We start from the raw sequence: 22600 nt of genomic DNA, 5'->3' as shown, positions 1-22600 counted from the left end.
TCGATCGGGCAGCCCCGGCGGCTGACCGACCGGTGACCGCGGCAACGCGGCCGGCCGCGACGGTCTCGGGGCGAACAGATCCGGCCCGACAGCGGCCGCTGCGAGTCGGTCTGGTCTGCCCGTACTCGCTCAGCGCGCCCGGCGGCGTCCAGAATCATGTGTTGGGTCTGGCCGGCTACCTGACCGCCGCCGGTGACCAGGTGGCGATCCTGGCGCCCGGCGAACTCGACCCGGAGCGGGCCGGCCAGCACGGCATCCACCCCGAGCAGTTCACCTCGGTCGGCGCGGCGATACCCGTTCCGTACAACGGATCGGTGGCCCGGATCACGTTCGGCCCGCGGGTCGCAGCGAGGGTCCGTCGCTGGCTGACCGCACAGCAGTTGGACCTGGTGCACATCCACGAACCGTTGGCTCCGAGTGTGTCGCTGCTCAGCCTGCTGGCCTGTACGGTGCCGGTCGCGGCCACCTTCCACACCGCGACGCCGCGCTCCCGGCTGCTGCGCGCCGCCGGGGTAGCGCTGCGGCCGGTGATCGATCGGATCGGCGCCGGCATCGCGGTCTCGGAGTCGGCCCGCCAGGTGGTCGTCGAACACCTGGGTCGGCAACCCCGCGTCGTACCGAACGGGATCCGGTCCGGCGAATTCGATCCACCGGCACAGCACCCGGAAGATGATCATGGAACCGGCGAGGGGCGGTCGGTCGCCGATCGGCCGTGGCGCGGGGGAGACCGGCCGCGGCTGGTGTTCCTGGGCCGGCTGGACGAGCCGCGCAAGGGGTTGGCCGTGCTGCTGGACGCGTTGCCGATGATCAAGCAACGGCATCCCGATCTTGAAGTGGTGATCGCCGGTCAGGGCAACCTGTCGAGGATCGGTCGCCGCGACGCCGCCGCGCAACTCCCGGACGGCTGCTGGGCGATCGGCGAGGTGGACGACACAACCCGCGACGCGTTGCTGCGGACCGCGGACCTGTTCGTCGCTCCGCACGTCGCGCGGGAGAGCTTCGGGATCGTGTTGATCGAGGCGATCGCTGCCGGTGCGACGGTGATCGCCTCCGACCTGCCCGCCTTCAACGATCTGCTGACCGATCGGGGCCGCCGGCTCGGCTATCTGTTCCCGACCGGCGACCCGGCGGCGCTGGCCGGCACCGTCGACCGAGCCCTGCGCGCCGACCGCCGCGAACTCAACGCCGATGCCCGGACGGCGGTGGCCCGCTACGACTGGTCGAAGGTCGGCCCCACCGTGCGTGACGTCTACCGTGACCTGCTGAGCCACTGACGCGACATGCCCGATGACCGAGCAATCGCCCGACTTGTCCGACGATGGCGATGGCGGGCACCCGAGCAGGTAGATTCGCTGCTGCCGGAGGGCGAAGGCACACGATCGGGAGGTCGAGATGACCCAGCAGGGCGGTAGCGGCCTGAGGTCGCGACCGCGGGTGCCCGACGCCAGCATGGATCTGCTGAAGCAGATCGTCGAACACCCGATCGACCCGGACTACGCGATCGTGGCCGCTCGCCGCGCCGAATCGCGGGGCCCCGGCGGCACGACGGGAGACCGGGCGCCACGCGAGCGCTGGCCGACCCGCCTGGTGTTCGGACTCGTGGTGCTGCTGATCGGTGCGATGTTCGCCGTCGCCGCGCTGCAGACGACCCGGTCCCGGCCGGCGATCCAGCAGGAGCGCAACGAACTGATCACCCGGATCAAGACCGCGCAGAACAACAGAGACGGGTTGCGCGAGCAGGCCGATGCGCTCGCCGCCGAGAACGCCCGACTGCGGACCACCGGGCTGGGCGACGACGCCCAGGACCGCGCCCTGCGGGCGAAGCTGAACGGTTTGGAGACTGCCACCGGCGCCGCGCCCGTGTCCGGCCCCGGGCTGACCGTCGTGGTCGACGACGCCCCCGGCGGCAACGGCCAGAACCGGGTACTGGACGTCGACCTCCAGATCCTGGTGAACGGGCTCTGGGCGGCCGGTGCCGAGGCGGTACAGATCAACGACCAGCGGGTCACCAACCTGACGGCGATCCGCGAGGCAGGGCAGGCGATCACGGTGAACTATCGGTCGCTGACACCGCCCTACACGGTGCGGGCGATCGGTGACCAACGCCGATTGCAGGCGCGGTTGTTGGAGACCTCGGCCGGACCGTGGTGGAATGCCCTGAAGCAGAACCAGGGCATGCGTTACGACGTCACTGCCGCCGAACGGCTCGATCTCGACGGGGTGCCCGGCATCACCGTCCGTACCGGAAGGACGCGATGATCCCGATCCTCGGCCTGATCGCCGGCATCGTTGTCGGCCTGCTGCTCGAGCCGAGCGTCCCGGCCTTCCTGCAGCCCTATCTGCCGATCGCCATCGTCGCCGCGATGGACGCCATCTTCGGTGCCTTTCGGGCCTACCTGGAGGGCACCTTCACCGACAAGGTGTTCGTCGTCTCGTTCATCTCCAATGTGTTGATCGCCGCCGCGATCGTCTATGTCGGTGACCAGATCGGCGTCGGATCGCAACTGTCCACCGGGGTCGTGGTGGTGCTCGGGATCCGGATCTTCACCAACGCCGCCGCTATTCGACGGGCGCTGTTCCATGCCTGATCCCGAACCGGGCAAGAAGGATCCGCAGCAGGAGACCGCGGGCTCTGAGCGGGTCCACGAGCACGCCGAGGATGCCCCCCAGGTCGATCCTCAGGTTGACGGTCCTTCGACACGCTCAGGACCCCTGGATCCGCGTCGGCGATTGGTGCGGTCGATCACCCGGCCGGGACGCGGGCAGATCATTGCCGCGGTGATGTTGTTCGTGGTCGCCGTGGCCGGCATCGCGCAGGTCCGCAGCAAGGCGGCCAACGAGGCGTACAGCTCGGCCCGGCAGGACGATCTGGTGCAGATCCTGGACGGGCTGAACGGCGAGTCCCGACGTCTCGAGTCCGAGGTCCAAAACCTCGAACGGACCCGGCAGAGTCTGCGCTCGGGTGCGGACCGGGAGCGGGTCGCACGCAGCGAGACCCAGCAGCGGGTCGACGACCTGGGCATCCTGGCCGGCACCGTACGGGCGACCGGTCCGGGGGTCGAGATCACCGTCAAGGATCCGGCCGGCAAACTCGGCCCCGAACTGTTGTTGGAAGGTATCGAGGAACTGCGCGACGCGGGCGCCGAAGCGATCGAGATCAACGGCAAGGTCCGGGTGGTGGCGTCCACCTCGTTCGCCGGTTCGGCCGGGGCACTGACCGTGGACCGGGTGCCGGTCAAGGGCCCGGTGGTGATCGAGGCGATCGGGGACGCCGACAGCCTGGCCTCCGGTGCCAGCTTCCGCGGCGGATTCGTCGACCAGGTGACCGGCAGCGCGCAGGGCAGCATCGACATCACCAAACAGCAAGAGCTGCGGATCGACTCCTTGCACACCGCGCGCGAGAATCAGTACGCTCACCCCGCGTCCTCGCCGACCGGCCGACGTTGACACAATGCTCGGGCACTACCCGTGACCAACCTTGCCGCAGAGCGTCGACAGGCTGCAGAGCGTCGACCGACGCGGCACCCTGACCGACCTGAGCCGTAGCGAACACCCGACCTCGAGGAGACCCGTCGTGCCCGACTTCCCGGAAGACCTCAAGTACACGACCGAGCACGAGTGGGTGCGGCAGGGCAACGAATCGACCGTGCGGGTCGGCGTCACCGACTACGCCGCCGAACAGCTCGGCGACATCGTGTTCGTCTCGCTGCCCGCGGTCGGCGACGACGTGACGGCCGGCGACGCCTGCGGTGAGCTCGAGTCGACCAAGTCCGTCTCGGACCTGTTCAGCCCGGTGTCGGGGACCGTTGCCGCGATCAACGGCCAACTGGACGACAGCCCGGAACTGGTCAACTCCGACGCCTACGGTGACGGCTGGCTGTTCGATGTCGAAACCGCCGATGGGACCGATCTGGACGCATTGCTCGACGCTGACGCCTACGCTGAACACGTGGAGAGCGCAACCTGATGATCTACTGCACCAACTGCGGGCACGGCAACACCGACGCCAGCAACTTCTGCAGCCAGTGCGGCACCGCCCTGCCCAAGCAGGCGGCGGCACCGGCCGAGCCGGTACGCGCAGCCGAGGCGCCGGGTGAGCCGACCACCCGGCCAGCCGAGGCCGACCAGGAACCCGCCCCGTCCGGCCCGGAATCCGGCGCAGAGCCCCCGAGCGAACCGGCGCCGTCCGGTTCGGGCTCATTCACTACCGGCTCATCGGCTGCCGGCCGCACCGGCGACACCACCCGCACCATGCCCGCGATGGGCGAGGACGACGATTCGGGGCTGAGCCCGGACGACGTCGAGGCGGTGAACGCGTTGCCGCGCGGTTCGGCGTTGCTGATCGTCCGCCGCGGCGCCGACGCCGGCAGCCGCTTCCTGCTGGACACCGAGTCCTCGACCGTCGGCCGCAGCCAGGATGCCGACATCCTGCTGGACGACATCTCGGTCTCCCGCCGGCACGCCGTCTTCACCCGCACCGACGCCGGTGTCGTGGTGAAGGACGTCGGCAGCCTGAACGGCACCTACGTCAATCGGCAGATGGTCGACGAGCAGCTGCTGCAACCCGGCGACGAGGTGCAGATCGGCAAGTTCCGGCTGGTCTTCTACGCCGCGCGCGGCTGACCGCCGAGCAGAGTCGTTGAGCCGTTGCCGGCCGACCGCCGGTTAGGCTGACTCAGATCCGGCGCGACCGCCGGCACTGTCGCTTGACGAACTCATCGGAGGGAGCGCCGTACCCGCATGGCCGCGAACCCGACGCTGCGCAGCATCGGCCAGGTGCTCGCCTCGCTGAAGGGCGACTTTCCCGACATCTCGATCTCCAAGATCAGGTTTCTGGAGAGCGTCGGGCTGCTGTCTCCCGAACGGGCTCCGTCGGGTTACCGCCGCTACAGCGAGTCCGACGTCGAACGGCTGCGCTACATCCTGCGGGTGCAGAAGTCGCACTATCTACCGCTCAAGGTGATCCGCGAACATCTGGAGATGATGGACCGCGGTCTCGAACCACCGCGGCTGGACCCGATCCGGCCGCAGCAGCCGGCCGAGGACGATCCCGACCTGACCCTCGGCGTGGCCAAGGATCCGGCAGCAACGGCCCCGGACCGTACGACGACTGGTTCGGCCGCCGGACCGACCGATGCCGCCGGACCCGGCGCCGGGCAACCGGGCGGTCAGCAGACCGCCGGTGCCGGCCGTCAGCCCAGCAAACCGATCCGGTTGTCCCGGGCCGACCTGTTGCAGGCCAGCGGGCTGACCGATTCGGCACTCACCGAGCTCGAATCGATCCAGGTCGTCGTCCCGCGACGCGGCACCCAGTACTACGGCCGGGAGGCGTTGGCGATCGCGGTCGCCGCCCGCAGGCTTGCCGTGTACGGGATCGACAGCCGCCATCTGCGAGCGTTCAAACTCGCCGCCGACCGGGAGATCGGACTGGTCGAACAAGCGATCGCGCCGCACGTCCGACGCGGCGCCCGGGACGGTCGCGGCGACGTCGCCGCCGAGGTCACCCAGCTGGTGATCGGGGTGCACGCGGCCCTGATCCGGACCGGGATGGATCACTGATTTCCCTGCGTGATCGCCGGGCCGAGGTGAAGGAAAGATTGCGATCGGAGCAATCGCTGCACACACCTTGATCGGCGTACACCCTGTCGACGTAGTGTGGATGTATGCGAGAACTCGATGTGGTCGGCGTCCGGGTCGAGATGCCGTCGAACACGCCGATGGTGCTGTTGCGCGAAGTCGGCGGCGCTCGCTACCTGACGATCTGGATCGGTGCCGGTGAGGCCTCGGCGATCGCCAACGCGCAGGAGGGTGTGGTGCCGCCGCGGCCGCTCACCCACGATCTGATCGTCGACGTTCTGTCCGGACTGGATCACACGCTGTCCGAGGTGCACATCACCGAGCTGGACGGCGGAACGTTCTATGCCGTGCTGGTCATCGACGGCGTGGAGATCAGCGCCCGGCCGTCCGACGCGATCGCGATCGCGCTCCGGGTCGGCTGTGACATCTACTGCGCCGAGGACGTGCTCGACGAGGCCGGCATCGTGATGCCGGAGGACGGCGAGGAGACCGAGCAGGGTGGCGAGACGCTGGACTCCGACACCGAGGTGGCGAAGTTCCGGGAGTTCCTGGATCAGGTCAATCCCGACGACTTCGTGACCGGCGACGAACCCCGGCCCGACCACTGAGCCTGGCTGAGCCGGCCGACCAGGCTGCGCCGAGAGCCGCCGAGGACGACGCGCCGAGACGGCGATCACGGCTTCATCACAGTCACCCGGCGGGCCTCAAGTTGGGGTTGAGAGACAACTCATTGTGATGTCCTCACACGGCGTGTCGTTGACCCTCGGCGTCGGCTGCCCGTAGGTTTTCAGACGTAATCCCGCGGGTGGAATTACCCCGATGGCAGTCGTTCGCGCCTCGCAGCAGGCCGGCCGGAGGTTCGTCGGGAACGGCTATCTGGAGGCATCCGGTGACCATCGAACACAAGTCGGTCCAGCAGGATCAGCCGACCCTGCCGGTCGGCGAGGGGCTGATGGCCGGCGAGACGCAGGATCTGCTGTTCGAGGGCGACTTCGCCCCGCTGCCGAGCGACCGCGGCTTCCGCGGCCCGGTGGCCTGCAGCGTCGTCGGCATCACCTATCGACAGCTGGACTACTGGGCACGGACCGGGCTGGTCAAGCCGGAGATCCGTGGCGCCAAGGGGTCGGGCAGCCAGCGGCTCTACAGCTTCCGCGACATCCTGATCCTGAAGGTGATCAAGCGGCTGATCGACGCCGGCATCTCACTGCAGCAGATCCGGACCGCGATCGAGCACCTGCGGGCCCGGGGCGTCAACGACCTGTCCGAGGTCACCCTGATGAGCGACGGCGTCACCGTCTTCGAGTGCACCTCCGACGACGAGGTGATCGACCTGCTGCGCGGCGGCCAGGGCGTGTTCGGGATCGCGCTCGGCGGGGTCTGGAAGGACATCGAAGGGTCGCTGGCCGAGCTCCCGGTCGAACGGGCCGAGGAGCACGCCGCCGACGCCGAGACCGAGGCCATCCTCGATCGCGCCGACGACGAGCTGTCGCGTCGTCGACGGGCCCGTGCGGTCAGCTGATCGAGCTTCATGACATGACGCTCCCCGGAATCCCCGGGGAGCGTTCGTGTTTTCGCCGACGGGTGCGCATCGAAGCGCAGCCAGGAGGAGTCGCAGGATGACGACCGATCCGAATCCGGACAACGGCAACGTCCTGGTCGGCGCCCGCCGCCGACGGATGGCGGCCGGCGCCTCGATCGGCACGCTGATCGAGTATTACGACTACTACCTGTTCGGCCTCGGCGCCGCGGTCGTCTTCCCGATCGTGTTCTTCCCGGCGGAGAATCCGGTCGCTGCGTCGTTGTCGTCCTTCGCCACCTTCGCTGTCGGCTTCCTGCTCCGCCCGATCGGCGGCATCGTCTTCGGCCACATCGGCGACCGGCTGGGACGTCGGACCGCCCTGATGATCACCGTGATCGGGATGGGACTGGCCACCGCCGGCATCGGCTGCCTGCCGTCGGCCGACACGATCGGCATCGCCGCGCCGGTGCTGTTGGTCATCCTGCGGCTGTTCCAGGGCCTGTTCGTCGGCGGTGAGATGGGCGGTGCGGCTTCGCTGATCGTCGAGCACGCCCCGCCCGGTCGGCGTGGGTTGTACGGCAGTCTGCTGATCAGCGGCGCCGGTATCGCCAATGTGCTGTCCGCCGGGCTGATGGCCGCGCTCGGTGCCGGACCGGAATCGTTCTTCATGACCTGGGGTTGGCGGATCCCGTTCCTGCTGTCGCTGCTGTTGGTGCTGTTCGCGGTGCTCCTGCGTTCCCGGCTGGAGGAGTCCGACGAGTTCCGCCAACTGAACCGCGAGGTCGTACGACGCGGCGCAGCCAAGGCCACGCTGCCGCTCTCGGCGGCGCTGCGACACCCGAAGAACGTGATCCTGGGCATCCTGATGGGGTTGGCGCAGAGCATCACCGGCTACGTGATCCTCACCTACGGCCTGTCCTACGTGGTGGGCAAGGGCACCAGCAAACAGGTCGGCTTCATCGGCACCATGATCGTCGGCGCGTTGCAGATCGTCGTCGCGCCGCTGTGGGGTCGGCTGTCGGACCGGATCGGGCGGCGGCGTACCTATATCGGTGCCTGCATCGCGTTGGCGATCGTGATCTATCCGGTGCTGGGCCTGTACGGCACCGACCAGCCGCTACTGATCTGGCTCGGGATGGTGATCGGCTTCGTCATCCCCGGCGTCTGCATGAGCGCCATCCTGCAGACCATGCTGAGTGAGATGTTCGACGTCGAGGCTCGCACCACCGGGGTCAATCTCGGCTATCAGCTGTCCAACACCCTGGGCGGCGGTTTCGCCCCGCTGATCTGCGTTGCACTGGCCGCTGCGGCCGGTGGCAACAGCTGGCCGGTCGGGATCTACGTGATCGGGATCGCCGTGATCAGCATCGTCGCCACGGTCTTCGCCTCGCTGCGTCCCGACACTCCCGACGCCGCCCGCCTGCACGACCTCCACGTCGCCCCCTGACGCATCCACCACACCCCGTCACCATCACCCTTCCGCACCAGTTCCGTCTTCCCGCACCAGGTACCCGCGGTGCGGGAAGACGCAACTGGTGCGGGAACGTGAGCATCGGTCAGGAATGAAGAAGCTGACCACGGCGGTCGGCTCCTAGCGTTGTCCCATCAAAGCGGTCGAGCAGCGACCGCCGATCCCGTCAGGAGACGACGATGAACCCGACCATTCGCAGCCTGGTCGTTCCGGTGACCGATCTGGCCGCAACCAAGGCCGTCTACAGCGCACTGTTCGGTGAGCCGCACACCGACGAGTCCTACTACGTCGGCTACAACGTCAACGGTTTCGAGATCGGGTTGAACCCGGCCGGCAACGGTGGCGGGCCGGTGGCCTACGCCGACGTCGACGACCTGGACGCCGCCCGGGACGCCCTGCTCGCCGCCGGAGCTACCGAGCGGGACGCCCCGAACAAGGTCGCGCCCGGGGTACGGGTCTGCGTCCTCGCCGACGCCGACGGCAACCCGATCGGCCTGCGAGGCAAGTAGCCGGCCGACCTACGCGGGTGGGTTGTGACGCCGGCTGTCCTTCTCGGTGACGCCGACATGACATCTGGGCGTTGGCGGACGGCGACCGGCTCCGGTTGGATGGCGTCGTGACCATCCAACTCGCCCGCCGTTCGCGGGGCGTCGCTGCCATGATCGCCGTTGCGGTGACTCTCGCCGTGCTGCCGTGGACCGCCGCAGCCGAACCCGGATACACCGTGATCGGTACGGTCACCGATCCCGAGTTGATCGAGCCGTCCGGACTCGCCGCCAGCCGAGTCAATCCCGGCGTGCTCTACACCCACGGCGAGGACAACCCGTACGTGGTGGCGCTGGACAGCACCGACGCGTCGGTCGTCGGCCGCTACCGCGCGGACCTGGTGCCGTGGGACTGGGAGGATGCGGCGGTCGGCCCCTGCCCGACGGGCTCGTGCATCTACTTCGGCGACATCGGCAAGGAAAGCGGCCGAGCGGGGCCGCAACCGACGACCTTTGCGATCCACCGGGTGGCCGAGCCGGATCTGGCGGAGGGGGAGTCGAGCGGCACCCTGCACGTCGACACATTCCGCTTCGCCTACCCCGACGGCGCGAAGAACGCCGAGGCCCTGATGGTGCATCCCGTCAACGGTCGGATCTACGTGCTGACCAAGTCGAACACCGGGTGGAGCGGCATCTACACCTTCCCGAAGCGGGTACCGCAGCCGGGCGACGGGATCGCCACGCTGAGGAAGGTCGGTGAACTGCAACTGCCGACCAGGGAGGGGGACACCAACTTCTCCAAGGTGACGGCCGCTGCCATCCACCCGAAGGCCGACCGCTTCCTCATCCGCACCTACAAGGCCGTGTACGAGTTCGGCCGGCCGGGGAAGGACCTGGACAAGGCGTTCGTCGCCGACCCGGTCCGACTGGTCGACACCGCCGAACGACAGGGCGAGACGATCGAGTACGCACCGGACGGCTCCGGCTACTTCACGATGGGCGAGGAGAACGCGCCGCCGTACACGCTGAAGTTCGTCGCACACGGCTGACCGCGACCGCGGCGAGCGCGGTGCGGCCGCGTCGATGTCAGGGGAACGGGGTCGGTCGGCTAGAGTTGGTGCCAGCCGCAGCAGTCGACGCGAGAGAGTTCATCCTGGCTCCGGCCAGAGGATGGCGCCGAAGGGGCAACTCCCCGGAACCTCTCAGGCACCCGGACCGCGTATCGACCGGCTATCTGGAGCCGCCCTGGCCGTGAGGTCAGCAGGTGACAGAGGGGAGCTCGGGCACCACCGGTGCCGTACCGACAGCTCGCTCTCGACCAAGGACCGGCCACATGACGATCTCTCCCGGGACCAGCACTTCCGACGCCGCTGCGGCACCGTTCGCGTCGCGGCACATCGGCCCACAGCACGACGAAACGGCCGAAATGCTGAAGTCGCTCGGGATCTCGACCCTGGAGGACCTGGCCGACCGGGCGGTGCCGTCCACGATCCGGCTCCGCGAGACGCTCGATCTGCCGGCGGCCCGGACCGAGACCGAGACGCTGGCCTGGCTACGCGGCCTGGCCGCCCGGAACAACCCCCGGCGGGCGATGATCGGGCTCGGCTATCACGGCACCATCACCCCGCCGGTGATCCGCCGCAACGTGCTGGAGGACCCGGCCTGGTACACCGCCTACACCCCCTATCAGCCGGAGATCAGCCAGGGCCGGCTGGAGGCGCTGATCAACTTCCAGACCGTGATCTCCGACCTGACCGGGCTGCCGACCGCCGGCGCCAGCCTGCTGGACGAGGCGACCGCGGTGGCCGAGGGGATGGCGCTGGCCCGTCGGAACACCAAGCAGGGCTCGGTGTTGATCATGGACGCCGACACCTTGCCGCAGACCATCGAGGTGACCCGGACCCGGGCCGAGGGGCTCGGCATCGAGGTGGTGGTCGCCGACGGTGCGCTGACCGACGCGATCGACGCCCACGATGTGTTCGGCGTCGTCGTCCAGACCCCGGGCGCCAGCGGCGCGCTGCTGTCGACCGACGAGCTGCGGGCGATCGCCGAGGCGGCGCACGCCAAGGGTGCACTGGTGATCGCGGCCTGCGATCTGCTGGCGCTGACCCTGGTCACCCCGCCGGGCGAGTGGGGCGCCGATGTCGCGGTCGGATCCAGCCAACGCTTCGGCGTGCCGCTGTTCTACGGCGGTCCGCACGCGGGCTTCATGTCGGTCCGGGCCGGACTCGAGCGTTCCTTGCCGGGCCGCCTGGTCGGTGCCTCGGTGGACAGCGCCGGGGTACCCGCCTTCCGGCTGGCGCTGCAGACCCGGGAGCAGCACATCCGCCGGGAGAAGGCCACCTCCAACATCTGCACCGCCCAGGTCCTGCTGGCCGTCGTCGCCGCGATGTACGCCAGCTATCACGGCCCCGACGGGCTGCGTCGGATCGCTCGCGGCATCCACCAGCGGGCCACCGCGCTGGCCGCCGATCTGGGGGCGGTCGACGGTGTCGATGTTGACCATGAATCGTTCTTCGACACGCTGTTGATCACCGTCCCCGGGCGGGCCGCGGCGATCGTCGCCGACGCCCGGGAGCGCGGAGTTCACCTGCGGCTGGTCGGCGCCGATCAGGTCGGCATCTCGATCGGCGAGGACGTAACCGATGAGGATCTCGACGCGGTCCGGCGGGCCTTCGGCGCCAGGACCGGCAGCGGCCGGCATCGCGGCGATCTGGCCGGTTCGGAACGCCGTAGCGACTATCTGACCCACCCGGTCTTCAACGCCTACCGCAGCGAGACCGCCATGCTGCGCTACCTGCGCGCGCTGTCCGACCGTGACTATGCGTTGGACCGTGGGATGATCCCGCTCGGCTCCTGCACCATGAAGCTGAACGCGGCCGCCGAGATGGAGCCGATCTCCTACCCGGGCTTCGCCGATCTGCATCCGTTCGCCCCGGCCGAGGACGCCGCCGGCTACCGCGAGTTGATCTCCACCCTGGAGGGCTGGCTGGCCGAGGCAACGGGCTATGCGAAGGTCTCGGTGCAGCCGAATGCCGGCAGTCAGGGCGAGTTCGCCGGCCTGCTGGCGATCCGGGCCTACCATCAGGCCGCCGGTGATGATCAACGCAAGGTCTGCCTGATCCCGTCCTCGGCGCACGGCACCAACGCCGCCTCGGCGGCGATGGCGGGGATGAAGGTCGTGGTCGTGAAGGCCGATCCGGACGGCACCATCGACTCCGACGATCTGGCGACCAAGATCGACAAGCATCATGATCAACTCGCGGCGATCATGATCACCTACCCGTCCACCCACGGCGCCTTCGAGGACGGCATCTCCGAGATCTGCGCGGCCGTGCACGATGCCGGCGGTCAGGTCTACGTCGACGGCGCCAACCTGAACGCCCTCCTCGGACTCGCGCAGCCCGGCCGATTCGGTGGCGACGTCAGCCATCTCAACCTGCACAAGACCTTCTGCATCCCGCACGGTGGCGGCGGTCCCGGGGTCGGACCGATCGCCGTCGCCGAACACCTGAGGCCCTACCTGCCGAGTCATCCGCTGGACGCGACCGCCGGACCGGCCAGCAGCCACGGGCCGATCTCGGCGGCGCCGTACGGGTCGGCCGGGATCCTGCCGATCAGTGCCGCTTACATCGCCATGATGGGACCGGACGGGCTGACCCGTGCCACCGAGCACGCGATCCTGGCCGCCAACTACGTTGCCGATCGACTGGGGGAGTACTACCCGGTGCTCTACCGCGGCCACAACGGACTCGTCGCCCACGAGTGCATCCTCGACCTGCGACCGTTGACCAAGCAGACCGGGGTCACCGTCGACGATGTCGCCAAGCGGCTGATCGACTACGGCTTCCATGCACCGACGATGAGCTTCCCGGTCGCCGGCACGCTGATGGTCGAGCCGACCGAGTCGGAGGACAAGCACGAATTGGACCGGTTCTGCGATGCCATGATCAAGATCCGGCAGGAAGCCGATCGGGTCGTCGCGGGTGACTGGCCGGCCGACGACAACCCGCTGCACAATGCCCCGCACACCGCCACCGCGGTGATGGCCGAGGACTGGACCCATCCCTACACCCGGTCCGAGGCCGGCTATCCGTTCGGCATCCATCGCGGTCCGATCGGCGCCGGAGCCCAGGACAAGTACTGGCCGCCGGTCGGTCGCATCGACGGGGTCTACGGGGACCGCAATCTGGTCTGTTCGTGTCCGCCGCCGGAAGCCTTTGAAGACTGAGCTCCGGGCCGGACTCTGCCGGGGCCGGGAGGTGGTGGCACCGAGTCCCGCCGAGGCGATTCCGGGTTCGCAGGCTTGTTGCGTGACAGGCGACCCCACCTCACCTTGGGCGCCGGGAGGTGGTGGCACCGAGTCCCGCCCGAGGCGATTCCGGGTTCGCAGGCTAGTTGCGTGACAGGCGACCCCACCTCACCTTGGGCGCCGGGAGGTGGTGGCACCGAGTCCCGCCCGAGGCGATTCCGGGTTCGCAGGCTTGTTGCGTGACAGGCTGCCCCACCTCACCGTGGGCGCCGGGAGGTGGTGGCACCGAGTCCCGCCCGAGGCGATTCCGGGTTCGCAGGCTCACCCGGAATACGCTTTACGCCCACCACACCCGGACTCGGTGCCACCACCTCCCGGCTTGGTCGGGTGCCGCCGTGTCGCTGCACTGGGGTGGGTCTGCACAGCTCAACGTAACGGGGATCTGCGCCCTCGATCCCTGAGTTTGTCGAGTCGGATTGTGAGCTGGTGGCTGTCCCTTGACCAGATCCGCAGCCATCGGCTCACATTCGGTGGAGGTGTGTCGGTGATCATGAACGAGCTTCGGACGGTAGTCCGGCCGTCAACGGGTCGGCATCGGCTCTCCCTCTCCAGCCACGCCGAGGCACTCGGCCGTGCAACCGCTCGCCCCCATTTGATGAGCGCGTCGTGACCTAGGATCGTGGGCGAATCGAACGGTCTGCGGAATCGAACGGTCCGGACAACGGTTCGCGGACTGGATCGATGGACGAGCCGGGGAACTGGGGAGGCGACGATGACGACGCTGGCTGGGCGGAGCGGGACGGCTCTGGTGGTGATCGATGTGCAGCGGGATGTGGTTGCGGGCACGTACCAGCGGGATCGGGTGGTCGGCAACATCAAGGCGCTGGTCGGTCGGGCTCGGGCCGGTGGGGTGCCGGTGGTCTGGGTCCAGGATTTCTCCGATCAGCTGCCGAAGGACAGTGCCGGGTGGCAATTGGCGCCGGAGTTGTCCCGGGATGCCCCGGAAGCCTTGGTGCACAAGCACTATGCCGACGCCTTCGAGGACACCGATCTGGAGGAGGTCCTGGCGGCGGCCGGCAGCGGACATCTGGTGGTGGTCGGAGCACAGACCGACGAGTGCATCCGGTCCACGATCCACGGCGCGATGGTCCGCGGCTACGACGTCACCCTGGTCGGTGACGCCCACACCACCGAGGATCTGTCCGCGTGGGGCGCTCCGCCACCGGAGGCGGTGATCGCGCACACCAACCTGTACTGGGGCAATCACGCCGCACCGGGACGTACCGCTGCAGTCGCGACGACCGACGAGGTCACCTTCGCCGACTGACGCCCGGTGATCGAGATCCGAGCGGTCGAGACCAGGAGCGACTACTCGCCGCGGCTGATCCGGTGCGCCATCTCGATGTCGCGCTGGGTGAGACCGCCGGCATCGTGACTGGTCAGGACCAGATGGACCTTGTTCCAGCGGATGTCGATGTCGGGGTGGTGGTTCTCCTCCTCGGCCATCTCGGCGACGCGGTTCACGAAGACCATCGCGGCACCGAAGTCGTCGAAGGTGAAGTCGGCGGCGATCTGGTCGCCGTCGGCCTTCCAGTCCGGCAGATCCTGCAACTGCCGGGTGATCTCTGCTGTATCCAGTGTCCGGCTCATGGCACCAACGTTAGTGCTCCGCCGGTCGAACCGTTACAGCTCGAGCTGAGGTTCCTCGGCCGGCGGCTTGTCGTTGACACTCGGGTCGGTGGCGAACCACAGCGCCTGCGGCAGCTGGAACGCGGTGTAGCAGTAGTTGCCCATCGGCAGCCAGTAGTGGAACTCCTCGACCGTCGAACCCTGATAGGCGACCAGGTACTGCCAGCGGTCGGCGTACAAGGCCCACAGCCGCCGCTTGCGGGTCTGGCCGTCCTCGGTGAAGGTGATCGTCCGTTCCAGCTTGACGATGTTGTTGTAGGTGTTCTCCACCGCGTTCTCGACCACCAGATCAGGCAGCTGGGCGAGCCCGTCGTCCAGACCGTCCCGGAGATCCGGCAGATCCTCGGCAACGACACTCAACTCCAGTTCGGTCACCCAGACCGCGAAGTATGTCGCCTCGTCGTCGATCTCGGGGCGGACGATCACACCGTCCCGATCGTCCTCCAGATCGGAGCGTTCCCACCCCCACGGATGCCGGAACTCATAGCGGCCCTGGGGGTCGGAGAAGGTGGTGACACCGGTGAACTGGGGTCGACCGGTCCGCGACTTGACGTCGTTCATCGTGCTGCTGCCTTGCTCGTGTCGGTATCGGTGTCGTTGTCCGTGTCGTTGTCGGAGGCGTTCTCCGCGGTGCCGCTGGACGCATCGGGAACCGCCTCCGGGGACGGCACCACGGCTCCGTTGAGCTGGAGTTCCTCGGCGAAGTGGCAGGCGACCTTGCGGCCGTTGCCGCCGGCGATCTCCTGCAGCGGTGGCGTATCGGTCGAACAGATGTCCTTGGCGTAGGGACAGCGGGTGTGGAAGTAGCAGCCCGACGGGGGGTTGGCCGGGCTGGGCACGTCACCGGTCAGTGGCACGATCTCGGTACGGCTCCGCGGATCCGGCTGCGGCAGCGCCGACAACAACGCCTCGGTGTAGGGATGCTTCGGGTTGTAGAACAGGTCCTCGGTGTTGCCGATCTCGACCACCCGGCCGACGTACATCACCGCCACCCGGTCGGAAATGTGCTCCACCACCGACAGGTCGTGGGAGATGAAGACGTAGGTCAGGTGCAACCGGTCCTGCAGGTCCTCCAGCAGGTTGATCACCTGGGCCTGCACCGACACGTCCAAGGCCGACACCGCCTCGTCGCAGATGATCAGGTCCGGATCGAGCGCGATCGCCCGGGCGATCCCGATCCGCTGCCGCTGGCCACCGGAGAAGGCGTGCGGATAGCGGCTGGCATGCTCGGGGCGGAGGCCGACCATGGTCAGCAGCTCGGCAACCCGGTCCCGCAGGGCCTGGCCCTTCAGCACCTTGTTGATCACCAACGGTTCGGCGATCACCCGGCCGACGGTCATCCGGGCGTCCAGCGAGGCGAACGGATCTTGGAAGATGATCTGCATCCGCGGACGGATCTGTTCCATCGTCTTGTTGTCGGCAGACTCGACATTGACCGCGCCGAGCTCTGGGTGATGGAAGACGACCTCGCCGTCGGTGGGCTGCAACAGCCGCAGGATCGCTCGGCCGGTGGTGCTCTTGCCGCAGCCGGACTCGCCGACGATGGCCAGGGTCTCGCCGCGTTTCACCGTCAGGTCGACGCCGTCGACGGCCTTGACCGCGCCGACCGTCCGGCGCAGCACGCCGCCCTTGATCGGGAAATGCTGCTTGAGTCCGGTGACCTCCAGCAGCGGGGCGCCGATCTCGGAGTCGACGTGCTTGGCTTCGGTTGCCGTGTCGGTCATCTCAGGCCTCCGTCCTCGACGCGCTGGTCGGCTGATCGGTCGCACCGTCGGATGACGACGCCTTCGTCGATCCGACCTCGTCGTCGTACAGGTGGCAGCGGACGCCGTGCGTGGTCGGTCCGGCCAGCAGGGTCTCCTCCGGGATCACCGTGTCGCAGACGCCCGGCATGAAGTCGGGGCAGCGCGGGTGGAAGGTGCACCCCGAGACCCGGCTGTACGGGTCGGGGATCGAGCCCTTGATCGTTTCCAGCTTGGAATGCTCTGCCGAGCCGATCCGGGGGATCGATCGCAACAGCGAACGGGTGTAGGGATGCTTCGGTGCGTAGAAGATGTCGTCCACCGAGGCACGTTCGACGACCCGGCCGAGATACATCACGATCACCTCGTCGCAGAGCTGCGCCACGACGCCCATGTTGTGGGTGATGAACATGATCGACATCCCGATCTCGGCCTTCAGCTTGCGCATCAATGCCAGGATCTGTGCCTCGGTGGTGACGTCCAACGCGGTGGTCGGCTCGTCGGCGATCAACAGCGCCGGGTGGCAGGACAACGCCATCGCGATCATCGCGCGCTGCCGCATGCCGCCGGACAACTCGTGCGGATAGGAGTCCGCGATCCGTTCCGGATTGGGCATGCCGACCTGGCGGAGCATGTCGACAGCCTGTTCCTTGGCCTGCCGCTTGTCCGAGGTCTGGTGCAGCAGGATCGCCTCCTCGATCTGCGACCCGACCGTGTACACCGGGTTCAGTGAGGTCATCGGCTCCTGGAAGATCATCGCGATCTCCGCACCGCGCAGTGCCCGCATCGCGTCGCTGCGCGGACCGAGCTTGGTGATGTCGATGCCGCCGGAGTCGGTCTTGGCGACGTCCACCTCGGAGGAGACCTCGCTGAGCATCTGCGAGGCCGACTCGCCCTTGGGGCGGTGGAACTCGATGGTGCCCTCGGTGATCTTCCCGGGGTGCTCGATGATCTGCATGATGGCGCGAGCGGTGACACTCTTGCCGCAGCCGCTCTCGCCGACGATGCCGATCACCTTGCCGCGCGGGATCTCGAAGTTGACCCCGTTCAGTGCCCGGACGACTCCGAGCGCTGACGGGAACTCGACCTGGAGGTCGCGGACCGAGATGATCGAATCGGTGTCGCCGGTCGCAGGAGCGGCCGGCGTTGCCGTGGAAGCTGTAGTCACGTCAGGCGTCCTCTGATGATCATGGTGAACGTTGGTCGGGCTGGTGATGTCGGCACGATCAGCTGTACGGGTCGACCGCATCGCGGATGCCGTCACCCAGCAGCTGGAAGCAGGTGATCGTCAAGATCACGGCCAGGCCGGGGATCAGGATCCAGGGGTACTGCTGGAGGACGTCCAGCTTGGATGCATCACGGAGCAGCACACCCCAGCTGATCGCCGGGTCGAGCATGCCGATGCCGAGGAAGGACAGCGACGTCTCGGCCAGGATGGTCGCCGGCACCTGGAGCATCGACACCGCCACGATGTGACTGGTGGCGTTGGGGACCAGGTGGGTGGTGATGATCCGCATGTGGGACGAGCCTGCGGATCGTGCCGCCGCCACATAATCCGATGCGCTGTAGGCCATCACCTTGCCGCGCATCTGTCTGGCCAGGCCGGTCCAGGTGACCAACGACAAGATGATCGTCATCAGGAAGTACCGGTTGGTCACCGACAGGTCTTGAGGCATCACCGCCGCCATCGTCGCCCACAACGGCAGGGTCGGGATCGACATGATGACTTCGATGAAACGCTGGATGACGTTGTCGGTCCGTCCTCCGGCATAGCCGGAGATGGTGCCGATGATCACGCCGAGGATGGTCGCGATCGCTACGCCGAGCAGACCGATGGTCATCGAGACCCGGGCGCCGTAGATGGTCCGGCTGAAGATGTCCCGGCCGTTGCTGTCGGCGCCGAACAGCAGCAACCGTCCCTCGTCGACCGTCATCAGGTGCCGGTCGGTCGGGATGATGCCGAGCACCTTGTATTCGAAACCCTTGCCGAAGAAGTGGATCGGGATCGCGTTGTTGCAGTCGGTCTTGTAGACCGTCTTGATGTTGATCGGGTCGACTTCCTGGGTGACCCGGCACATGCCCGGACCACCGTTCAGGGTGAGCTGACTCGGCTTGGCGTACTTGAAGTCCTGGTTCACCGATGCGGGGTCGTTCGGCGACAGGAACGGGGCGAAGATCGCCGCCAGGTACAGGAAGATCAACACCACCACGCTGGCAACGGCCAGCTTGCTGCGCCGGAACCGCAGCAGCATCAGCTTCCACTGCGGAATCTCGCCGACCTTGCTCGGCTCGTCGATCTTGGTCGGGGTCGGCTCGTGTTCGGATTCGGGAGCCGGTGCGATAGCTGTAGTCATCTCAGGGGCTCCTCAGTCCGCGGCCTTGACGCGTGGATCGATCCAGGCGAGCAGGATGTCGGAGATCAGGTTGCCGATCACCAACAGCATCGACAGGAACAACAGCAAGGTCGCCGCGACATAGGTGTCCTTACTGATCAAGGTCTCGATCAAGGCCTGGCCGGTGGTGGGCAGGGCGAAGACGATCGAGATGATCGCCTCACCGGAGATCAACACCGACAGGGTCGAACCGAACGTCATCACCAACGGGTGCAGCGCATTGCGGACCGCGTGCTTCCAGATCACCTTGCGTTCGGCAACACCCTTGGCACGCGCGGTCTGCACGTACTGCTGGCCGAGCACGTCGAACAGGTTCGCCCGCATCACGCGGGTCAGCCAGGCCGTACTGCCGACCGCGATCACCACCAGTGGTAACCACAGGTGCCCGAGCATGTCGACGAATCTGTCCAGACTCCACGGAGCGTTTCTGAACTCGTTGGAGTTCAACCCTCCGACGTCGATCCCGAACCATTTCGACGCTGCGGTCATCACCGCCAACGCCAACAGGAACTCCGGGATCGCCACGCCGACGAACTGGATCACCGTGATGATGTAGTCCGGCACCGTGTAGCGATGGGTCGCGGAGTAGACGCCGACCGGGATGGCGATCGCCCAGGCGACGATGATCGCGCCCAGCGCCAGGCTGAACGACAACGCCAGCCGGCTCCAGATCAGATCACCCACCGGCTGCCGATACAGGAACGACTGGCCGAAGTCGCCGTGCAGCATGCCGCCGGCCCACTTGGCGTATTTGACGATCCACGGATCGTTGATGCCGTACTGCTCCTCCAGAGCGGCGACCTGCTCGGTGGACACGATGTTTCCTTGTGCCCGGAGCCGGGAGATCTCCTGGGTGAGTGCCGAGCCCGGCGCCAACTCGATGATGAAGAAGGCGACGAGCGACACGGCGACGATCGTGATGACGGCATACAGCAACCGCCGGGCGACGAAAACGAGCACGGGGTAGGCCCTCCCTCGTTACTGACCTTGTTGAGCGTACTGACGGAATCTTCTTGCTGGGAAGGGTTACTCGTGCTTGGTCGGATCCTCCCAGTACCAGGTCTCGGTGTCGTAGACCGCCGGGGTCGGGTGGATCCACGGGTTGACCATGCCGCCCTGGGCAAGGTTCTCCTTGCGCGGGAAGTTTCGCAGATCCTTCTTGATCACCTCGACCTGCGGGTAGTTGGCCACCGATCCCATGAAGAACGGACCGTCGGAGATGTGGATCTTGATCATGTCCCAGACCTGCTGGTACCGCTTCATCTCGTCCGGCTCGACCTTGGACTTGTCGTAGATGTCCCACAGCTTCCTGATCGGGCCATCCTGCTCCGGCTCCATCCGCGGTGGGTGCCGCTTCCAGGGATCGACATCTTCCTCGGTGCCGGCGGTCTTGGTGCCGAGCTGCTGGTACCACTGGCCTTCCAGCGGGCAGTAGCGGGTGTACTCGATCGGCACCAGCCACTGCGGGTAGACCAGGTGGTTGGGCCCGTCGCCGACCTCCCAGTTGCTGTGCGCCATCAGCTTGCCGGTCTTCCACTGATCGTCGTAGGTCTGTGGTGGGATCGGGTTCAATTCCATCGTCAGACCGACGGCCTTCAGGTCCGAAACCAGCTGGTTGTCCTTGGTCTTGTGCTCGTTGGACTCATCGGCCTGGTAATCCAGCCGCAGCTTGAGCGGTTTGCCGTTGGGCAGCTTCCGGACGCCGTCACTGCCTTCCTTCAGGCCGAGCTCGTCGAGCATCTTCTTGGCCTTGTCCGGGTTGTGCTCCACATAGGCGTCGCGCCAGCTCTTGTAGGCCTGCTTGCCGGTGTCGTTGACGGTGTACTCGATCGCCTTCGGGCTGAGGGTGCCGGTCGTCGGCTCGCCGGTGTTGAAGTAGACCGACTTGCGGACCGCCTCCCGGTTGAAGGCGTGTGAGATGGCCTGCCGGAACTTCGGCTCCCGGATCAGCTTGCGCAGGTCGTCGTCGGGGTAGTCGTAGTTGAAGAAGAAGATCGACCCGGTGCCCGATCCGCTGTCCCACAGGGTGACCTCGGTGTTGGCCTTGGCGGCGCTGTCCCGGATGCCCTGGACATCACCCAGGAACACCTGGTTGTAGTTGCCGTGGCAGACATCGACCGAGCCCTGCTGGACCTGCAGCTTGCCGGCCTCGGGGTCGGTGACGATGCTGATCTGGATCTCGTCGATGTAGGGCAGCTGGTCGCCGTTGGGCATCACGCACCAGTAGTACGGGTTGCGCTCCAGCACGACGCCCTTGTTGGAGTCGAAGGTCTTGCACTTGTAGCCGGTCAGCGTCGGGCAGTCCGGGTTGCGGTGCCAGTCGGCCTTCTGTTCCATCAGGCCACCGACGGTGTCCCAGTCGGCCTTGACCTTCTTGTTGTACTTCGGGTGGAACTGCTTCAGATAATGGCTCGGCATCACCCAGATCGGGCCATTCTTCCCGATGTTGCCGTTGACCCACATCGCCATCCGGTCCGCGGTCAGCGGTGCCGGGGCGTCGAAGGTCATCGTCAGGGTGTACTCGTCGACCGGTTTGAACTTGGCCAGCGTGCCCTTGCCGGAGCGTGCTTCGTCCGGCGGAGTCTGGGCCATCTTCTGGTCGATGATGAAGTTGTCCCACCAGAACATGATGTTGTCGGTGCTGAAGTCCTTGCCGTCCGACCATTTCAAGCCCTTGCGGAAGTGGAAGGTCCACTCCGAGGCGTCGTCGTTGGACTCCCACTTCTCGACGATGCCGGGACCGATGTCCTTGCCGTCGTTGAGCCACCGCAACGGGGAATGCCCGTAGAAGAAGTTGCGGTCCGAGTCGGCCTTGACCGCGCCCTGGGTGGAGAACGTGTTCATGTTCAGCTTGCCGCCGTACTTGCCGGCCTTGACCCAGCGGTGCGGAATGACGTACGGATTTTCCGGGAGTCGTTCCTCAACAGCCGGCAGACTCTTGTCCACCGTCGGCGCCTGTTGGAACTTGCCCGGCTTGGGAAGTGCCTTGGTCTCTGACCCCTTCGCCCCAGATGCGCCGCCGCCGTCGCCGCTGTTGCCCCCGGGTGAATTGTCGCCGGAACTGCAGGCAGCGAGTGCCGCAGTACCGGCTACCAGCGCGGAGCCGTACAAAAAGCTCCGACGTGTGATCTGGGAAGCGTCCATCGTTGGTCCTCCGTTGTGCCCGACTTCTTCGTCTCAGTGCTCGGAAGGGCAGCCCCCGCAACGGGAGCCGCCCTTCGAACGCTGCGTTGCTTGCGTGAAGGGATCGTATGCCGGAAGTCTGCCTGGGAAAGCAAACTCGCCCAAATCTTCAAGCCAAGTTCGGAATCGTTACCACGCCTCAAGGTTTCCTGTCCGCCATCAGCTCGATTCTCGGCGCGTCGCTGGGGCGCCGCGGGTCGTCCGGATGGTATCCGTCCCGGGCCGAAATGCCATCGGATGTCCTACAGGTTGAGTCATCGGGGCCCGGCGAAGGCGTCGTAGGGTGCTG

Annotated in this window: 21 protein-coding genes and 1 riboswitch; of the genes, 14 read left to right on the top strand and 7 right to left on the bottom strand. The window is 67.1% G+C overall.

Annotated elements, in window-relative coordinates; all coding sequences use genetic code 11:
• Positions 1 to 32 precede the first annotated feature (32 nt).
• The 14 genes from BLU38_RS30260 to BLU38_RS30195 all read left to right on the top strand — a co-directional run bounded on the left by BLU38_RS30260 (position 33) and on the right by BLU38_RS30195 (position 14631).
• The gene (locus tag BLU38_RS30260; protein WP_172836252.1) at positions 33 to 1274 is read left to right on the top strand and encodes a glycosyltransferase family 4 protein; all 1242 of its coding nucleotides are present in this window, start codon (positions 33 to 35) and stop codon (positions 1272 to 1274) included.
• 118 nt (positions 1275 to 1392) lie between these two features.
• On the top strand, positions 1393 to 2259 hold the full coding sequence (locus tag BLU38_RS30255; RefSeq protein WP_091531241.1) for a DUF881 domain-containing protein: 867 nt from the start codon (positions 1393 to 1395) through the stop codon (positions 2257 to 2259).
• Positions 2256 to 2588 carry a small basic family protein gene (locus tag BLU38_RS30250; protein WP_091531238.1) on the top strand — a complete coding sequence of 111 codons (333 nt, stop codon included), beginning with the start codon at positions 2256 to 2258 and terminating at the stop codon, positions 2586 to 2588. Before BLU38_RS30255 ends, BLU38_RS30250 begins: the two co-directional genes overlap by 4 nt.
• Positions 2581 to 3447 carry a DUF881 domain-containing protein gene (locus BLU38_RS30245; protein WP_091531235.1) on the top strand — a complete coding sequence of 289 codons (867 nt, stop codon included), beginning with the start codon at positions 2581 to 2583 and terminating at the stop codon, positions 3445 to 3447. The genes BLU38_RS30250 and BLU38_RS30245 overlap by 8 nt, the downstream gene beginning before the upstream one ends.
• A gap of 127 nt (positions 3448 to 3574) precedes the next feature.
• Positions 3575 to 3967 (top strand): glycine cleavage system protein GcvH, encoded by a 393-nt coding sequence (gene gcvH, locus BLU38_RS30240; protein ID WP_091533434.1) that lies wholly within the window; start codon positions 3575 to 3577, stop codon positions 3965 to 3967.
• Complete coding sequence (locus BLU38_RS32170; RefSeq protein WP_091531232.1) at positions 3967 to 4623, top strand: FHA domain-containing protein; 657 nt, start codon at positions 3967 to 3969, stop codon at positions 4621 to 4623. Before gcvH ends, BLU38_RS32170 begins: the two co-directional genes overlap by 1 nt.
• Before the next feature lie 117 nt (positions 4624 to 4740).
• Positions 4741 to 5559, top strand: a complete 819-nt coding sequence (gene ftsR, locus BLU38_RS30230; protein WP_091531228.1) for a transcriptional regulator FtsR — start codon at positions 4741 to 4743, stop codon at positions 5557 to 5559.
• Positions 5560 to 5663: 104 nt separating this feature from the next.
• A complete protein-coding gene (locus tag BLU38_RS30225; protein ID WP_091531224.1) occupies positions 5664 to 6185 on the top strand; it encodes a bifunctional nuclease family protein in 522 nt (173 codons plus the stop codon).
• 344 nt (positions 6186 to 6529) lie between these two features.
• Complete coding sequence (locus tag BLU38_RS30220) at positions 6530 to 7096, top strand: MerR family transcriptional regulator (protein ID WP_091533433.1); 567 nt, start codon at positions 6530 to 6532, stop codon at positions 7094 to 7096.
• A gap of 97 nt (positions 7097 to 7193) precedes the next feature.
• Entirely contained in the window at positions 7194 to 8543 is a 1350-nt protein-coding gene (locus tag BLU38_RS30215; RefSeq protein WP_091531220.1) for an MFS transporter, read from the top strand.
• A gap of 203 nt (positions 8544 to 8746) precedes the next feature.
• Positions 8747 to 9076: a VOC family protein gene (locus BLU38_RS30210; protein ID WP_091531216.1), complete on the top strand. Its 330-nt coding sequence runs from the start codon at positions 8747 to 8749 to the stop codon at positions 9074 to 9076.
• Between the two features lie 107 nt (positions 9077 to 9183).
• Entirely contained in the window at positions 9184 to 10101 is a 918-nt protein-coding gene (locus tag BLU38_RS30205) for a hypothetical protein (RefSeq protein WP_157683876.1), read from the top strand.
• A gap of 80 nt (positions 10102 to 10181) precedes the next feature.
• A riboswitch (glycine riboswitch) is annotated at positions 10182 to 10280 on the top strand.
• Between the two features lie 105 nt (positions 10281 to 10385).
• Complete coding sequence (gcvP, locus tag BLU38_RS30200; protein ID WP_091531211.1) at positions 10386 to 13283, top strand: aminomethyl-transferring glycine dehydrogenase; 2898 nt, start codon at positions 10386 to 10388, stop codon at positions 13281 to 13283.
• A 793-nt stretch (positions 13284 to 14076) separates the two neighbouring features.
• Positions 14077 to 14631 carry an isochorismatase family protein gene (locus BLU38_RS30195; protein ID WP_091531208.1) on the top strand — a complete coding sequence of 185 codons (555 nt, stop codon included), beginning with the start codon at positions 14077 to 14079 and terminating at the stop codon, positions 14629 to 14631.
• A 41-nt stretch (positions 14632 to 14672) separates the two neighbouring features.
• On the opposite strand, the gene BLU38_RS30190 is transcribed toward BLU38_RS30195, so the two are convergent.
• From BLU38_RS30190 to BLU38_RS30160, 7 genes are all read right to left on the bottom strand, one after another.
• Complete coding sequence (locus tag BLU38_RS30190; RefSeq protein WP_091531205.1) at positions 14673 to 14954, bottom strand: 4a-hydroxytetrahydrobiopterin dehydratase; 282 nt, start codon at positions 14952 to 14954, stop codon at positions 14673 to 14675.
• 33 nt (positions 14955 to 14987) lie between these two features.
• Positions 14988 to 15554 (bottom strand): hypothetical protein, encoded by a 567-nt coding sequence (locus tag BLU38_RS30185; RefSeq protein WP_091531201.1) that lies wholly within the window; start codon positions 15552 to 15554, stop codon positions 14988 to 14990.
• Positions 15551 to 16717: an ABC transporter ATP-binding protein gene (locus BLU38_RS30180; RefSeq protein ID WP_172836251.1), complete on the bottom strand. Its 1167-nt coding sequence runs from the start codon at positions 16715 to 16717 to the stop codon at positions 15551 to 15553. The genes BLU38_RS30185 and BLU38_RS30180 overlap by 4 nt, the downstream gene beginning before the upstream one ends.
• A gap of 1 nt (position 16718) precedes the next feature.
• A complete protein-coding gene (locus BLU38_RS30175) occupies positions 16719 to 17903 on the bottom strand; it encodes an ABC transporter ATP-binding protein (protein ID WP_197679927.1) in 1185 nt (394 codons plus the stop codon).
• Positions 17904 to 17961: 58 nt separating this feature from the next.
• A complete protein-coding gene (locus BLU38_RS30170; RefSeq protein ID WP_091531198.1) occupies positions 17962 to 19089 on the bottom strand; it encodes an ABC transporter permease in 1128 nt (375 codons plus the stop codon).
• Between the two features lie 12 nt (positions 19090 to 19101).
• Positions 19102 to 20088 (bottom strand): ABC transporter permease, encoded by a 987-nt coding sequence (locus BLU38_RS30165; RefSeq protein WP_091531195.1) that lies wholly within the window; start codon positions 20086 to 20088, stop codon positions 19102 to 19104.
• Positions 20089 to 20154: 66 nt separating this feature from the next.
• Complete coding sequence (locus tag BLU38_RS30160) at positions 20155 to 22272, bottom strand: ABC transporter substrate-binding protein (RefSeq protein ID WP_091531193.1); 2118 nt, start codon at positions 22270 to 22272, stop codon at positions 20155 to 20157.
• Between the last annotated feature and the right edge of the window lie 328 nt (positions 22273 to 22600).

The organism is Microlunatus soli, assembly GCF_900105385.1.
GTDB lineage: Bacteria > Actinomycetota > Actinomycetes > Propionibacteriales > Propionibacteriaceae > Microlunatus > Microlunatus soli.
Note: the sequence above shows the minus strand (reverse complement) of the source record. Positions and strands in the feature narration are given on the sequence as shown.